Source organism: Caballeronia sordidicola, from assembly GCF_000729995.1.
Taxonomy (GTDB): domain Bacteria; phylum Pseudomonadota; class Gammaproteobacteria; order Burkholderiales; family Burkholderiaceae; genus Caballeronia; species Caballeronia sordidicola_A.
Map to the genome: position 1 here is coordinate 1 of NZ_JNFG01000019.1, position 15,400 is coordinate 15,400.

Annotated in this window: 11 protein-coding genes; 4 read left to right on the forward strand and 7 right to left on the reverse strand. The window is 60.9% G+C overall.

All coding sequences use genetic code 11. The features are described 5' to 3' along the window. Window positions 1-47: 47 nt before the first annotated feature. On the reverse strand, window positions 48-1,220 hold the full coding sequence (locus FH08_RS0118715) for an MFS transporter (protein ID WP_031359804.1): 1,173 nt from the start codon (window positions 1,218-1,220) through the stop codon (window positions 48-50). Window positions 1,221-1,471: 251 nt separating this feature from the next. Between FH08_RS0118715 and FH08_RS0118720 the strand changes: the two genes are divergently transcribed. Then, on the forward strand, window positions 1,472-1,924 hold the full coding sequence (locus tag FH08_RS0118720; RefSeq protein ID WP_031359805.1) for a hypothetical protein: 453 nt from the start codon (window positions 1,472-1,474) through the stop codon (window positions 1,922-1,924). Here the strand turns inward: FH08_RS0118720 and pdeM are convergent. The 6 genes from pdeM to FH08_RS0118750 form a co-directional block, all read right to left on the reverse strand. Then, window positions 1,918-2,583: a ligase-associated DNA damage response endonuclease PdeM gene (pdeM, locus tag FH08_RS0118725; RefSeq protein WP_031359806.1), complete on the reverse strand. Its 666-nt coding sequence runs from the start codon at window positions 2,581-2,583 to the stop codon at window positions 1,918-1,920. The genes FH08_RS0118720 and pdeM overlap by 7 nt on opposite strands. Beyond that, a complete protein-coding gene (locus FH08_RS0118730; RefSeq protein WP_031359807.1) occupies window positions 2,580-5,210 on the reverse strand; it encodes a ligase-associated DNA damage response DEXH box helicase in 2,631 nt (876 codons plus the stop codon). Before FH08_RS0118730 ends, pdeM begins: the two co-directional genes overlap by 4 nt. Next, window positions 5,207-6,877 (reverse strand): ATP-dependent DNA ligase, encoded by a 1,671-nt coding sequence (locus tag FH08_RS0118735; RefSeq protein ID WP_031359808.1) that lies wholly within the window; start codon window positions 6,875-6,877, stop codon window positions 5,207-5,209. The genes FH08_RS0118730 and FH08_RS0118735 overlap by 4 nt, the downstream gene beginning before the upstream one ends. Next, window positions 6,874-7,965, reverse strand: a complete 1,092-nt coding sequence (locus tag FH08_RS0118740; protein WP_051888361.1) for a ligase-associated DNA damage response exonuclease — start codon at window positions 7,963-7,965, stop codon at window positions 6,874-6,876. Before FH08_RS0118740 ends, FH08_RS0118735 begins: the two co-directional genes overlap by 4 nt. A gap of 246 nt (window positions 7,966-8,211) precedes the next feature. Beyond that, complete coding sequence (locus FH08_RS0118745) at window positions 8,212-9,213, reverse strand: 2-hydroxyacid dehydrogenase (protein WP_031359810.1); 1,002 nt, start codon at window positions 9,211-9,213, stop codon at window positions 8,212-8,214. A 38-nt stretch (window positions 9,214-9,251) separates the two neighbouring features. Then, a complete protein-coding gene (locus FH08_RS0118750) occupies window positions 9,252-10,232 on the reverse strand; it encodes a LysR family transcriptional regulator (protein ID WP_035566604.1) in 981 nt (326 codons plus the stop codon). Between the two features lie 580 nt (window positions 10,233-10,812). On the opposite strand from FH08_RS0118750, the gene aspT reads away from it, so the two are divergent. From aspT to FH08_RS0118770, 3 genes are all read left to right on the forward strand, one after another. Then, the gene (aspT, locus tag FH08_RS0118760; RefSeq protein WP_031359812.1) at window positions 10,813-12,495 is read left to right on the forward strand and encodes an aspartate-alanine antiporter; all 1,683 of its coding nucleotides are present in this window, start codon (window positions 10,813-10,815) and stop codon (window positions 12,493-12,495) included. A 92-nt stretch (window positions 12,496-12,587) separates the two neighbouring features. Beyond that, window positions 12,588-14,369 (forward strand): aspartate-alanine antiporter family protein, encoded by a 1,782-nt coding sequence (locus tag FH08_RS0118765; protein ID WP_031359813.1) that lies wholly within the window; start codon window positions 12,588-12,590, stop codon window positions 14,367-14,369. Between the two features lie 119 nt (window positions 14,370-14,488). After that, window positions 14,489-15,352, forward strand: coding sequence for an aldo/keto reductase (locus FH08_RS0118770; RefSeq protein ID WP_031359814.1), 864 nt, complete (start codon window positions 14,489-14,491; stop codon window positions 15,350-15,352). Window positions 15,353-15,400 lie beyond the last annotated feature (48 nt).

A 15,400-nucleotide genomic window follows, 5' to 3' on the forward strand; every position in this document is an offset into this window, starting at 1 on the left:
CCCAAAACCCGACCAACCTTAAACCCCGTCCACCGGTGCGAACGAACCTAAACCGCCTGCCCGATGCTCGCGCGCCGCGCCCTGCGATCCATCGACGCCGACAGCAGCGTCAACCCAAACGCGCCGCATGCCATCAGCACGCCCACCCACGGCAGCACACTAAGCGCCGCACCCGCGCCAATCGTCATCCCGCCGAGCCACGCACCCGTCGCGTTGCCGAGATTGAACGCGCCCTGGTTCAACGTAGACGCGAGATTTGGCGCATCGCTTGCGCGGTTCACGATCAACATCTGCAAGGGTGGAACGATCGCGAAAGCGAGCACGCCCCAGACAAAGATGGTGATCATCGCGGGAATGGCTGCGTGCATCGTGGCGGCGAAAATGGCCTGGACCACAATGATCGATACGAGAAACGTCAGCAGCGAGCGCAATAGTTTCCAGTCCGCGAGCTTGCCGCCGAGCGTGCTTCCCACGGTCAATCCAAGCCCGAACAACAGCAGCACCAACGTGACCGCATGCGGTGAAAAGCCGGTCACGTCTTCAAGGATCGGCGTGATATAGGTGAACACGGAAAAGAGACTCGCCGATGCCAGCACGCTGATGCCCAGCACCATCAGCACTTGCGGATTCTTCAGCACGTTGAATTCACGCAGGATGCTCGATTCCCTCATCTCGATGTGCTTCGGCAAGCACACGGCGAGCGCACCCGCCGCGCCCAGTCCGATCAACGTCACCACCCAGAACGTTGCGCGCCAGCCCGCAACCTGACCGAGCGCGGTGCCAAGCGGCACACCGAGTACGTTCGCGAGCGTGAGGCCGGTGAACATCAGTGCGATGGCTTGCGCGCGGCGGTTGGGCGCGACCAGGTCCGCCGCCACCACCGAGCCGATACCGAAGAACGCGCCATGACAGAACGCGGTCAGAATGCGCGCCACCATCAGCATCCAGTAACCCGGCGCGACGGCGCACAGCAGGTTGCCAACGATGAATACGCCCATCAGGCTCATCAGCGCTTTCTTGCGCGGCATTTTCGCAGTGACGATAGCGAGAATGGGCGCGCCGATGGTTACGCCCAGCGCGTACCCCGACACGAGCATGCCCGCCGCGGGGATAGACACCCCGAGATCTCGCGCGACGTTGGGCAACAAGCCCATGATGACGAATTCGGTCGTGCCGATACCGAACGCGGCAATGGCGAGGGCGAGAAGGGGCAGAGGCATGGGATAAGCGGTGACTGAGTGCTGGCCGGTCGCGCGTTATCGGGGTGAAGAACGCAGGCTCGGGCGAGCTGAAGGGATCAAATTGTACCGAACGTTGTCGAGTTTGCTTGGTGAAAACCCTGAGATTTGTGCAGTTGATTCAACGAGTTGGGTTTTCAGCCTGTCTTCAGCCTGTCGAGAGGCGATCTGTGTTGCTTTTTGCCATCGGGCGGACTAGGTTGCGGGTTCCTGCTTTACGACCAAGGACCTTCATGACTGCGCTCCGGCAATTTTTCCCGTTGATGGTTGCCGCGCTGCTCGCATTCGCGGTCGTGCCGAGGGTGTTTGCTCAGGACGCCGACACGAGCGCGGGACCGATACGTACCACGGGCGGCAGCGTGGTCTTCGTTCAGCAAGGAGCCACCTTCGAAGCTCAAATCGATGGCAGGCCGTTCGATCAGCTGCACGCACGCCGCATTGCGCATTTCGAGGAGCCGTCCGGCGCGCGGATGATTGTCGAGGCATTCGATACCGGCGCACCCGAACTCGTTTTCTACGATTTCACCAAGCGGCCGCCCACGGTTGAGCGCATGACAAAGCGCCTGAAGCTAACCGGCGTGTTCTGGCAGCGCGATGAAGTGGTGCTGAAAAGTGCCGATGGCTGGTACAGGTTCCAGCGCGGGACGCTGACGAAACTGACGTCATCGAAGATGACTTATCACTGAGTCCGCACTGCCATCACGCGTTCCCCCGCAACCACGAAGATCCGCTCGCCGCGCGCGCTCGCGTTCACTTCGAACCCACCGGTAAACGCGCCGAACGCAGGCAGCACGCCGGCATCGGAACCAAAACGAAAACACGGCAATCTCGCGCTATCGAGCCGGGTGGCGACGCGATACACCGGATGTTCATGCCCCGCCAGCGCATACGCGCCCGCCACGCGCTGCGGGTAATGACACAACGCCCAAGGCCCGAACCGGTAAGGCTCTTTAACCACCTCGAGCGCGAGCGCGTTGGGCAACCCGCCTGCATGGCGATCATGATTGCCTTCCACGAGGATCAGCCGCAAACCGGCATGCCGTTCGCGCCACTCGGCCAACGCGCCGAGCGTAGTCAACGCATGTGACTCGCGCGCATGCAGCAGATCGCCGAGAAACACGATCGTCGCCGGCCGATGCATCGCGATCAGGATATCCAGGCGCGCAAGCGTTTCCGCCGTCGAACCTTCCGGTACGGGAATGCCTCGCGCGCGAAACACCGCATCCTTGCCGATATGCGCATCGGCGATGAACAAGGTTTGCCGCACCGGATCGAACGCCGCCCGCGCCGCCGACAACACCAGCGCATGCCCGCCAATATCCACCGTCAACGCCTCGAGCATCATGCGCGCGCCGCCTTTTCCAGATCGGCAAGCATGCGCGCGACGCGATCGGACAACTTCTCGGTGCTCACTTTCTCCCGCAACCGCGCGATGATCAGTGGAAACGCAAACGGCGTCGGCTTCTTCGGGCGCGTCAGCGCCAGCCGGCTCGTGCTCATGCTCTTGAGCGCGGCTCGTATCCTGTCGAGTTCAAGTTCCTGCAACATGACCTCTTCCTCGGCCTGCGCAAGCAGCAGGTTCCCGCTGTCATGCCGGCGAAAAACTTCATAGAAAAGTCCGCTCGACGCCTGCAATTGCCGCGCACTTTTTTGTTGTCCGGGATGTCCCTGAAAGATCAACCCGGACACCCGCGCGATCTCGCGAAAACGCCGAGCGGCAAGCTCGGATGAATTGAGGCTGGCGAGAATGTCGTGTTCGAGATTATCGGGCGAAAAAAGTCCGTCCTGTATAAGCGTCTCCCAGTCGAAGGGTCGCGCGGATAACAACTCAAAGCCGTAATCGTTCATCGATATGGAGAACGTACTCGGTTGATCGCGTGCGACGCGCCAGCCGATCAGCGACCCGAGCCCGACGTGCGCCATCCGTCCGGCAAACGGATAACAGAACAGATGATGCCCCTCGCGCGAACGAATCAACTCGACCAGCAACACGCCCGGCTCGGGCAGCGCCGACCACTTCGCCTGCAATTCGAGCAGCGGCCGCACGGCCTGCATCTCGGGTTCGTCGTAGACGCCGTTCACCGCGCGCGCGAGCATCATCAGCGTGGCGTCGGCGAGTTCGGAAGACAGGGGCATCTTGCTGCCGGCCCATTGAGGCATGGCGCCACGCGAGGACGTCGCGCGTTTCACGTATGCGGTCATCTCGCGCACGCGTACGAGTTCGAGCGCGCGGCCGCCGAACGTGAATACGTCGCCGGGCTTCAGCCGCGAGACGAATGATTCTTCCATTGAGCCAATGCGGCCCCCCGTCATATACGCGATGCTGATGGTCGCGTTAGCGACAATCGTGCCGACATTGTTGCGATGGCGCCGGATCAAGTCCTCACGCGGCACGCGATACACCCCGTCGGCATCGAGCGTCACGCGGTGATAGTCGGGATACGCCGCGAGCGACGTGCCGCCGCGTTCGACAAACGCGAGCGCCCAGTCGAACTCCTGCTGCGTCAGGTCGCGATACGCGTAGGTCGTGCGCACTTCGTCGAAGAGTTCACGCGCCTTGAAGCCGCCGCCTATGGCAATGCTCACCAGATGCTGGACAAGCACATCGAGCGGCTTCGTGGGCATCTCGCGGCCTTCTATGCGCCGTTCCTCGACGGCCCAGCGCGCAGCGGCGGCTTCCACGAGTTCGAGTGCGTGGGTCGGCACGATCGTCACCCGTGATGTCCGCCCCGGCGCATGTCCTGAGCGTCCGGCGCGTTGCATCAAACGCGCAACGCCTTTGGGCGAACCGATCTGGAACACGCGATCGACCGGCAGGAAGTCGACGCCCAGATCAAGGCTTGACGTGCAGACCACCGCTTTCAACTGGCCGCTTTTAAGGCCAAGTTCGACCCACTCGCGGACTTCCTGATCGAGTGACCCGTGATGCAGTGCGATCACGCCCGCCCAATCGGGACGCGATTCAAGCAACGCCTGGTACCAGACCTCAGCCTGCGAACGCGTGTTGGTGAAAACGAGCGAACTGCGCACGTGCTCGATTTCTGCGGCAACGGGTCCGACCTGGCGCGTGCCGAGATGGCCGCCCCACGGAAAACGCTCGATGGTGTGGGGAATGAGCGTATCGACGATCAGCGTTTTCGGCTGCGCACCCCGCACCACGACGCGCGGCGTTTTCACCGGTGCAAGCAATGCATCGCGGGCGAGCTCGAGATTACCGAGCGTCGCCGATAACCCCCACACCTGTAGCTCAGGCCGCCAGTGCGCAAGGCGAGCGAGGGCGAGCTGGGTTTGCGTGCCGCGTTTATTCCCAAGCAGTTCATGCCATTCATCGATCACAACCAGCCGCACATGCTTCATCTCCTCTTCGGCGTTTGCGCGCGTGAGCATCAGCGTGAGACTTTCAGGCGTGGTGACCAGCGCCGTCGGCATGCGCTTGTTTTGCCGAGCGCGTTCGGCGGACGGGGTATCGCCGGTACGCAAACCGATGCTCCACGGCACCGCCAGCTCCGTCACCGCGGTTTGCAAGGCGCGGGCGGTATCGGCGGCGAGGGCGCGCATGGGCGTGATCCATAGCACGGTAAGCGGTGCCGGTAGCGTGCGCATCGGGTGCTCGGGAAGGTATGCCGACAGCGCGCCCAGCCAGACTGCCCACGTCTTGCCGGAGCCCGTGGTCGCGTGAAGCAGGCCGCTCGCGCCGCCCTGGATCTCTTTCGATACTTCGCGTTGAAACGGGAACGGCTGCCAGCCGTGCCGTTCGAACCACGCAGCGAGACGTGCATCGAACGGTATGTTCACCACGTCCTGATCGATGACGATCGGCACGGGGCGAAACAGCTCGGCAACGGCATCGGCTTTTGCCTGCGCCGCGCGTGTTCTCGGTACCCGGCGTGGACGCGGGGATCGGCGTTTTGTATCGCTACTTGGTTGGGTATCCTGATTGTCTATATCGTCGTCCTCGGCCGGCGTGCTCATGGCGCCGCTCCTTCGAGGAAACCCTTGAGCATGCCGAGCGTGTCCGCGTCGTCAATCTGCTTGTCCGTACGCCATCGCAACATGCGTGGAAACCGCACGGCAATGCCGGACTTATGGCGCGGACTCGCCTGGATTCCTTCAAAGCCGATCTCGAACACGAGCGTCGGCGTGACGCTGCGCACCGGCCCAAATTTTTCGATCGTCGTCTTGCGCACGACTGCATCGACCTTGCGCATCTCTTCGTCGGTCAAGCCGGAATACGCCTTCGCGAAGGGCACGAGGGTGCGCACGCCATCGGCTTCGTCCCACACGGCGAAGGTGAAGTCGGTGTACAAACTCGCGCGCCGGCCGTGGCCGCGTTGGGCGTAAAGCAAAACGGCGTCGATGGCGTACGGGTCGATCTTCCATTTCCACCATGTCCCGGAAGCCTTCGTGCGCCCGACGCCATAAAGCGATTCACGTCCCTTCAGCATCAGGCCTTCAACACCTCGGCCGCGGCTTTCGTCGCGCAACGCGGCAAGGGTTTCCCAATCGGGTGCTTCAACCATTGGAGACACTCGCAGCAAGTCCACCGCCAGTGTTTCGCCCAGCGCGGCGGCCAAGGCATCGAGTTGCGCGCGGCGCTCGATCAGCGGCGTGACTCGCAGATCGCGGCCGTTGGTTTCGAGCAAGTCGTAGGCAAGAAACGTGGCGGGCGAATCGGCGAGCACTTTCTTCGACAAAGTCTTGCGCGTGATCCGGGGTTGCAGCCGCGCAAACGGCAATGGCGCATCGCCACCGGGTTCCCACGCGAGAATTTCACCGTCGATGACAGTGCCGTCCGCCAGCGCGGCGCCGAGCGACGCGAGTTCGGGAAAGCGATCGGTGATGAGATCTTCGCCGCGAGACCAGAACCACACGCGGCCACAGCGCTTCACGAGCTGTGCGCGAATCCCATCCCACTTCCATTCGATCACCCACTCCGACGGCGCGCCGAGCGTCGCCGGATCGGCTTGCAAGGGATGAGCCAGGAAAAATGGGTACGGCAGGCCGAGATCGCTTTCATGCGGCGCGGCGGCGTTTTCATCGTCCGTGCTTTCCGGTGCGATCAGACGCAGATAACGCGCCGCGCCCGGCGCTTGCTGCGAATCGGTCCAGCCGACCATGCGTTGGGCAATGCGTTTGTGATCCACACCCGCGACTTCGGCAAGCGCGCGCACGACGAGCTGACGCGCGACACCCACGCGAAAACCGCCGCCTATCAGCTTGGTCAACAAGAAACGTTCGCTCCAGTCGAGTTCGTCCCAATAGCCGAGCAAACGGGTTCGAAGCTCGCCCGGCTCCAAGCCGCGCAGGGTCAACACACGCCCCTCGATCCATTGCGCAAGGCCGAGTTCGGATGTGTGCTGCGCGGGCGGCAGGATGTGGGCGATAGTTTCAGCCAGATCGCCGACCGCCTGGTACGACTCTTCGAACAGCCATTCCGGCAGGCCGGCGCGCTCGCGGGCGAACTCGGTGAGAAGACGTGTTGGTACTGATTGGCGTGGTTTGCCACCGCTGAGAAAGTACGACGCCCACGCGGCGTCCTCGGGTTCGGCCGCCGAGAAATACGCGATCAGCGCCTCGAGCTTTTCATTTGTCGACGTGGTGCCGTCCAGGGCGGTGTACAGCGCGGCGAAGCGTTTCATCGCGAGTCGGCCTCGGGCGGCGGAGCGGGTTCGACGGCTTGCTGCCCGGACCGGCTCGCCTGGTCGTTTTCCGCTTCGTCGGCTTCTATCATGTCATCGCCGTATTCAGTCGTGAACGCGCCCGCTTCCAGACCCTGTTCGCGGAGCCAGCGCACCATCGGCTCGATTTGTCCGTGCGTCACGATCACGCGTTGCGCGCCCGTCGCACCAATCGCCGTCTGCAAACCCGGCCAGTCGGCGTGATCGGAGAGCACGAAGCCGCGGTCCAGGCCGCGTCGTCGCCGCGTGCCGCGAAGCCGCATCCAGCCCGACGCAAACGCGTCGCTATAGTCGCCAAAGCGGCGCATCCACGTGCTCCCTTGCGCCGACGGCGGCGCAATGATCAGCGCGCCCTTGAACGCGGTCTTGTCTTTCGCGGCGATAGCGCTGACCGGCCGCGTCAGCGGCAAGTTCACGCCGGCTTGCGCGTATGCGCGGTTCAGCGGTTCCACCGCGCCATGGCAAAAGATCGGCCCAATGGCGGGATCAACGCTGGCCAGAATCCGCTGCGCCTTGCCGAACGAATAGCAGAACAGCACGGAAGCCCGGCCCTCGGCCGCGTTATGCCGCCACCACGAATTGATGCCGTCGAAAACCGTGGGGGACGGTTCCCATCGATAAATCGGCAGGCCGAACGTGGATTCCGTGATGAAGGTATCGCAGCGAACCGCTTCAAACGGTGTGCAAGTAGGATCGGGCTCGACCTTATAGTCGCCCGAGGCGACCCAGACGCGACCGGCATGCTGCACACGCACTTGCGCGGAGCCGAGAACGTGGCCGGCCGGATGCAGTGAGACGGCGACGCCATTCACAACAACGCGCTCGCCGTAGGGAATGCCTTGAAGGTTGATACCCGGCAAGCGCGAGAGCAACACGCCGACACTCGCCTCAGCGGCGAGATAACTGGCGTGTCCTAAGCGGGCGTGATCGGCATGGGCGTGAGTAATGATTGCCCGATCAACGGGGCGCCACGGGTCGATATAAAAATCCCCCGGCGGGCAATAAAGGCCCTCCGGCCTGGCGACGATCAGGTCTTGCGATGTGTCCAACCGTTCCCCACTCGCGGTTAAAGATAACGACAGATGAAAGTGGCGCCAAACTGGTTCGAAAATGGCAACAGCTTGCGATGCCGCATTGGATCACAGCAAACGGCATGCCGCCCTGGAGTAATAAAACCACAATAGTTTTGTAAGTTTTATTTGTATGAAGAATACATTGATTATCCGAAAAGCTGATTTATCGGACGGGAAGTATAAAAACATCCCGCCAATAAACTCCGCATTCGAAGCGTGAAATCAGATTGTCAGGGGAAGTACTTGATAGCGCGGAGAGCCGTCAAACCAGGCTTTTACATTCCCGAGCGTGGTATTGGCGATCTCGCTGAGGGCTTCGCGTGTGAAGAAAGCCTGATGGGAGGTAACGATAACATTCGGAAACGACAATAGCCGCGCGAGCACGTCGTCTTGCAGCATGTGATTCGAATGGTCTTCGAAAAAGAGTCCCCCTTCTTCCTCGTAGACATCGAGGCCAAGGTGGCCTAGTTGCCCGCTTTTCAACGCGCCGACGAGCGCCCGGCTATCGATCAAACCGCCGCGGCCGGTATTAATCAGCATGGCGCCACGTTTCATGCGGGCGAGTGCGGCGGCGTCGATAAGGTGATAGGTGGAGGGTAAAAGCGGGCAATGCAGGCTGACAATGTCCGACTCGGACAGGAGAGTATCGAGCGGAATATAGCGCGCTCCGGCTTGAAGAAGATCGGCTGCCGGCGTTCCAGGATCAAACGCCAGCAGCGTCATGCCGAAACCGGCCATGATGCGGCCAAATACCCGCCCGATTACACCCGTGCCAATAATGCCAAGCGTCTTGCCGTGCAGGTCGAAACCCAGCAGGCCGTTGAGCGAAAAATCGCCGTCGCGAGTGCGGGCATAAGCCCGATGCAACTTGCGATTCAGCGTCAGGATCAGCCCGGCGGCGTGCTCCGCCACCGCATGCGGAGAATAAGCCGGCACACGCACCACGCCGATTCCGAGCCGGACTGCCGCTGCCAGATCAACGTGATTAAAACCTGCCGAGCGCAGCGCCACGAGTTGTGTGCCGCCCTCGCAAAGTGTTTCCAGGACAGCTTCGTCAAGGATGTCATTCACAAACGGGCATACCACCGCACACCCGTGGGCAAGAATGGCCGTTTGCGCGTCAAGTTGTGATTCCTGGAACTGCAGAGAGTAACCAAACGCCGCGTTTGCCTCGCTAAAGACGTCGCGATCATATTGCCGGCTGCTGAAGACGATTATGTGAATCGACATCGAATGGTCTCCCTGCCAGCCAGGTAAATGAATCAACTAGCGATCGCGCTCGCCGGGGGCACCATTGAAAGCCGCGAGAGGATGGTTTCCGGCTGCGGCAGTCCGACTTCTCCGCCCGGGCCCATGTGTTCAAGCGTGTAGTCAATGAAGGCGCGCGTCTTCGCCGGCAGATATTGTCGTCCCGGATAAACGATAGACACCTTCACGTCCGGATCATCAATAGCGTAGTCACCCAATACTCGTACCAGCGAGCCGTTTTCCAGATCTGCCGCGACAATGCCTTCCGGAATGATCGAAATGCCCATGTGCGCAAGCGTTCCCAGCCGCACCATCAATGCGCTGTTGACAGTATAGACGGGGGCGAGCGTGACCTGGTCGGCGCTGCCGTTATTGCGATGCCGGAAGTGCCAGGTGGCGCTGCGCATTTCGCTGGGTAATGCCACGAACGCATGATGCAGCAAATCGGCCGGCGTGCTGGGCGAGCCGTGCTCTTCCAGATAAGCGGGCGTGGCGACGGGAATCAGCGTGTTGGTGGCGACCGGGCGTTCTACCAACGCCGTACTCGTCACCATGAATGCCGTGACAATCCCGACATCAAATCCGTCCTCCACCAGATCCACATGACGCTCGGATAAAGTGAGGCGCACATTCACCTTCGGATAAACCTGCCGGAAGCCATCGATCAGCGGCGTCAACGCCATGAGCGAAAGCGATCCTGAAGCCACCACACGCAATGTGCCGCTGGGGTCGCCTTCGGTATGCGCCACCATTGACTCGAGATGATCGAGTTCTTCGAGCAATGCGCGGCAGCCTTCGAGATAACGCGTGCCGGCTTCTGTCAGTGAGAGGTTACGAGTAGTGCGATTGATTAACCGGGTGCGCAAATGCGCTTCCAGCATTGCAATTGCGCGAGTAACAAGCGCGTTTGAGACGTCGAGTTGTTGTGCGGCTCGCCGAAAGCTTTCGGTTTCCGACACCCGTACGAACACACGCATGGCATGAATTTGATTCATTGTCTCTTACCTCTCAGTGTGCAAAACAGTGTGGGGCCGTATTACGCGTCACCGCGCATACAGCATTTTTTGATCAGCGCCAAAAAGCGTATTGACACCTATGCGGAATTGCAATATCTGGGCCATTTCTTGTCTGCATTCCGCATTAACCGCAAGACTTTCACATTTGCTAATTCATTGCAATGAAAAATTACACTTCCACGGATTTTGGAATGGATCGTCTGATTTATGCAGATTTTTGTTTCAAGAGTTGTGTTACGGAATTCGACTTTTGATGCGATCGATAAACGACTTGTCTATTGCATGCAATCTGACGGTTCGACTCTCATCGAACCGCGATAAGCTCTGCCAGGCGTTCCGATTACAGGTGTTTATTGAGTGGAAACGATACCGGCACGTCAAAAATGAAGATGGGCGTTAAATTCATACCGTCCCAACTTGCCGGCTGGCAAACTGACATTTACAAGGTACATTGTTCAACGATTCCGGAATCACGATCATAATTAATCGAATCCTTAATTTCCGTCATTCAAGGTCGTTTGATAGTTGCGTTTAAATAATCAATAGAGGCGATAATTTCATGATCTGGAATCTGCTGGCGAGTCAACCCGAAATTGCATTGTTCGCGAGTCTGGCACTCGGCTTTTTCATCGGCTCTTTCAAGTTAGGACCGATCCAGCTCGGCGGGGTATGCGGCACGTTGATTGTGGCGCTGGTTCTCGGACAAAGCGGTGCGCGTCTGTCGCCGGATCTAAAGAATATTGCATTTGCGCTATTTATCTTCGCACTGGGTTTCACCGGTGGACCGCAATTCTTCGCGAATATCGGGCGCGGCTGGCGATATGGGCTCCTTTCAGTTGTCGAGCTGGTGGTAGTAATTGGGCTCGTGCTCGGAGCCGTCGCCCTCTTCAAGCTCGATCGCGGCACGGCCGCTGGTTTGCTCGCCGGCGCCGCGACGGAATCGGCCGTGGTCGGCACGGCGTCCGAGGCAATCGGCAAGCTCGCGCTGCCTGCTGCCGAGATTGCCCGGCTGCAGGCCAACATTGTCACTGCCTACAGCGTGAGTTACCTGTTCGGGCTCGTCACTATCGTGTTGTTCACCAGCCAGATCGCGCCGCTGATGTTGCGCGTGAATCTGCGCGACGAAGCCGAGCGCCTGTGGCGCGCGCTCGGTGGCGACAGCGCGCTGGCCGAGGGCCAGCGACTGGCGGCGCCATCACTCGTAGCGCGCGAGGTCAGCGTCACGGGCGCGGCGGATCTGAGCATCGATACCCTCGAAAAGCGCTATGGCAACGAGCTCACCGTGGCGCGCGTGGTGCGCGGCCGCTCGATTGTGAAAGCGCAGCCGAATCTCGTGTTGAAAAAGGGCGACCGGATCGTGATCGGCGGCCGTCGCACGGCCCTCGTGGAGGCGCTGCCGTCCATTGGTGAAGAAGTCACCGGCCGCGATGTCGCCGACGTCTATGCCACCGCGCTCGATGTGATGCTTACGCGGCGCGAAGTGCATGGCCTGACGGTCGCGCAGGTGCGTGCCCGCGCGACGTCCGCCGATAGCCGCGGTGTCTATATCTCGGCCGTCACGCGGCTGGACAGCACGATCCCCGCGTTGCCGGGGACGGAACTGCATCGCGGCGATGTGCTGACCTTGATCGGCGGGGCCGATGACGTGCGGCGCGGCGCGGCGAAGCTCGGCTACGTGATCCGCGCGACGTTAAAGACCGATTTCGTGTTTCTCGGCATCGGCGTGATTGCGGGGATTGTCGTCGGGCATCTGAGCGCACGCGTTGGCGGCGTGCAGGTCGCCCTGGGTACGGGCGGCGGCTGTTTGTTGTCCGGGCTGCTGTTCGGCTGGATTCGCTCGCGCTATCCCGTGATCGGTTCGCTGCCTTCCGCTGCGGCGCAGGTGCTCAAGGATTTCGGACTGTGCACGTTTATCGCCGCGGTCGGGCTGGGGGCAGGCGCCGATGCGATCCGCCTGATCCGCGAGTACGGCGTTGCGCTGCCGCTGGCGGGCGTGGTCATCACGCTCGGGCCGGCGTTGGTGTCGCTCGCGGTCGGACGCTGGCTGTTGAAACTCGAAGTGCCGATGCTGCTCGGCGCGATCGCCGGCCAGCAATGCAGCACACCCGCGATCAGCGCGCTCGTCGGTGTGACGGGCAATGCGACGCCGGTGATCGGCTACACGATCACGTACGCGTTATCGAACGTTCTCTTGCCGCTGATGGGGCCGGTGATCGTCGGGCTTGCAGGCAAGGTGGGATGAAGAGGTTTACGTCATAAAAGCAGGATAGGCGCGTAGGCAGGAGCGTCAGTTTTAGCAGGTCGGGCAGGGTATACCAAACTCGAGAGGGCACTATGGAATGGATACATCAGGTTTTCACGAAGTCACCGGAGATTGCGCTTTTCCTGTCTCTGGCGGTGGGGTACTTCATCGGCCAGATCAACTTCGGCAAGTTCCAGCTCGGCGGTGTTGGCGGGTCGTTGCTGGCGGCGGTCGTCATCAGTCAGTTCGGTGTGCAGATCGACAACGGCGTGAAATCTGTCATGTTCGCGATCTTCATCTATGCAGTGGGCTACGACTCAGGACCGCAGTTTTTCAACTCGCTGTCGCGCAAGACCCTGCGTGAGATCGCGATGGCGGTGTTCCTCGCGGTGTCTGCACTGGTGACGGTGCTGGTGTGCGCGAAGCTGTTCGGCTTGAATAAGGGCATTGCGGCGGGGTTGGCCGGTGGAGCGTTGACGCAGTCCGCGATCATCGGCACAGCAGGCGATGCCATCGCGCGGCTCGGACTGCCGGTTGCCGAAACCAAGGCGCTCCAGGGCGACGTGGCTGTCGCTTATGCCGTGACGTACGTATTCGGATCGCTGGGTGCGATCATCGTGTGCGTGAATATCTTGCCGAAGTTCATGGGGCAAGGTTTGAAGGAGGCCGCAGCGGAAGCGGAGAAAAGTTTGCTGGGCGGCACGGTCGCGCATGGGGCCGGTCAGACAGCGGCGCTCCCGGAGCTGGTCGGGCGGGCTTATCGCGTGACAGGCGGCAGCGGTGCGGCGGCGCGCGCGGGTGGCGCTGACGCCGGGTCGCTGGCGATCAAGGCCGCTCCAGGCGGATTGGGTGAATCGGGCGTGGGCGGTGCTGCGGGCCGGACAGTCGCCGAGATCGAGATGGCCGAGTCCGACATGATCACCATCGAGCGAATCCGCCGGGCCGGCAAAGCGATGGAGCCGCGGCCGGACGTAATGCTGCAAGTCGACGATATCGTGCTGGTCGTCGGCCGGCGCGAAGTGATGGTGACGGCGGCGTCGAACATTGGTGAAGAGGTTGCGGACACCGACGGCATCAGCGTCGTGATGCAGAACCGGCAGGGCGTGTTCACGCGCAAGGGCATGAATCACATGACGATTGCCGCGGTGCGCACGACCGTGGATCGTGACTTGCGGCACGGCGTGTTCGTGCAGGAAATTCGCCGGGCGGACCAGCCGTTGCCGATCCTTCCCGAGACCCAGCTCGAACACGGCGATGTCATTACGTTCTACGGTTCGCCGCAGGATACGAAGCGTGCCGTGGATGCGGCGGGTTATGAATTGCCGGTTACCAACAAGACTGATTTCATCTACATGGGCGTCGGGATTGTGCTCGGTTTGTTGATCGGGTTGATCGTGGTGAATGTGGGCGGCGTGCCGTTGACCCTGGGGTCCGGCGGAGGCTGTTTGCTGGCTGGGCTGGTATTCGGCTGGATGCGGGGCAAGCATCCGATGTATGGCGTGATGCCATCGGCGGCATCGCAACTGATGAAGGATTTCGGGCTCGCGGCGTTCGTGGCGGCAGTTGGCTTGAACTCCGGATTGGCGGCCGTGGTGACGGTGAAGAACAGCGGCCTGACGATCTTTTTGCTGGGTGCGATCGTCACGATAGTGCCGCTCGTTCTCACGATGCTCTTCGGCCGATACGTGCTGCGATACACAAACGCCGCGCTTCTGGCGGGTGCGCTGACCGGATCGCGTAGTGCGAATCCTGCGTTTGGCGGCGTGCTTGATAAGGCGGAAAGCGCGGTGCCGACGGTTCCGTTCGCGATTACCTATGCGTTGGCCAATGTCTTGCTGACATTGCTGGGGCCACTGGTGGTGGGATTGGTCTGATGATGGCTTGACGATGGTTTGAGTGCGCACGGTTGAGTGAAATCATGCGCACTCAAAAAAATTTGAACTGAAGCGAAGGGCTTGAGCCCAACGACATTCAGCATGAAAGGGGACCGCCCATGACGTCGCAACAAAAGATCGTTCATCTTCCGGCAGCAACCCTGCATGGGACCGGAGAGCACGTCCCAGCCTTGGGCCAGGGCACTTGGGAAATGGGCGACAGCGCCAGAACCCGCAACGCGGAAATCGCCGCGTTGAAGGCCGGCGTGGACCTTGGCATGACCGTGATCGATACCGCGGAAATGTACGGCGAAGGCGAGAGTGAAAAGCTGATCGCCGAAGCATTGAAAGACCGGCGTGAGGAGCTTTTCATCGTCAGCAAGGTTTATCCGCATAACGGTAGCGAATCCGGCGTGAAGGCCGCGTGTGAACGAAGCCTCAAGCGGCTACAGACTGACCGCATCGATTTATATCTGCTGCATTGGCGCGGGGGTGAAGATCTGGAAGGGGTGATCGGCGGCTTTGAGGCCTTGAGAGCGCAGGGCAAGATCCGCCACTGGGGTGTGAGCAATTTCGACACCGAGGACATGGTCGAACTCTTTGCCCTGGAAAACGGCAACCGGTGTGCAACCAACCAGATTCTGTATAACGTCGCACGGCGTGGTCCCGAATTCGAACTCCTGCCGTGGCTGCGCGAACACAATATGCCGGCGATTGCATACAGCCCCGTCGATCACGCGCGCCTGCCGAAACAAAGCGTCCTGAACGACATAGCGAAGGCCCGCGGTCTGTCTGCGATGCAAGTCGCGCTCGCGTGGGTCTTGCAACAACCGCAGGTCATGGCGATTCCGAAAGCCGCGACTGTCGCTCATGTGATTGAGAACGCGGCAGCGCGAGAGGTGATTTTATCGACGGAAGAACTGAGTCTTATCGACACCCAGTTCAAACCGCCGAAATCAAAACGGCCGCTGGAAATGCTTTAAGCGCTCAAGCTATGGTGGAACGAGCGCCGGATGGTTTTTGACCTTGAT

What these genes read in the sequence shown, in the direction of transcription:
- FH08_RS0118735 (WP_031359808.1), bottom strand. Translation starts at nt 6,877, where the DNA reads ATGAAACGCTTCGCCGCGCTGTACACCGCCCTGGACGGCACCACGTCG.
- pdeM (WP_031359806.1), bottom strand. Translation starts at nt 2,583, where the DNA reads ATGATGCTCGAGGCGTTGACGGTGGATATTGGCGGGCATGCGCTGGTG.
- aspT (WP_031359812.1), top strand. Translation starts at nt 10,813, where the DNA reads ATGATCTGGAATCTGCTGGCGAGTCAACCCGAAATTGCATTGTTCGCG.
- FH08_RS0118750 (WP_035566604.1), bottom strand. Translation starts at nt 10,232, where the DNA reads ATGAATCAAATTCATGCCATGCGTGTGTTCGTACGGGTGTCGGAAACC.
- FH08_RS0118720 (WP_031359805.1), top strand. Translation starts at nt 1,472, where the DNA reads ATGACTGCGCTCCGGCAATTTTTCCCGTTGATGGTTGCCGCGCTGCTC.
- FH08_RS0118765 (WP_031359813.1), top strand. Translation starts at nt 12,588, where the DNA reads ATGGAATGGATACATCAGGTTTTCACGAAGTCACCGGAGATTGCGCTT.
- FH08_RS0118770 (WP_031359814.1), top strand. Translation starts at nt 14,489, where the DNA reads ATGACGTCGCAACAAAAGATCGTTCATCTTCCGGCAGCAACCCTGCAT.
- FH08_RS0118730 (WP_031359807.1), bottom strand. Translation starts at nt 5,210, where the DNA reads ATGAGCACGCCGGCCGAGGACGACGATATAGACAATCAGGATACCCAA.
- FH08_RS0118715 (WP_031359804.1), bottom strand. Translation starts at nt 1,220, where the DNA reads ATGCCTCTGCCCCTTCTCGCCCTCGCCATTGCCGCGTTCGGTATCGGC.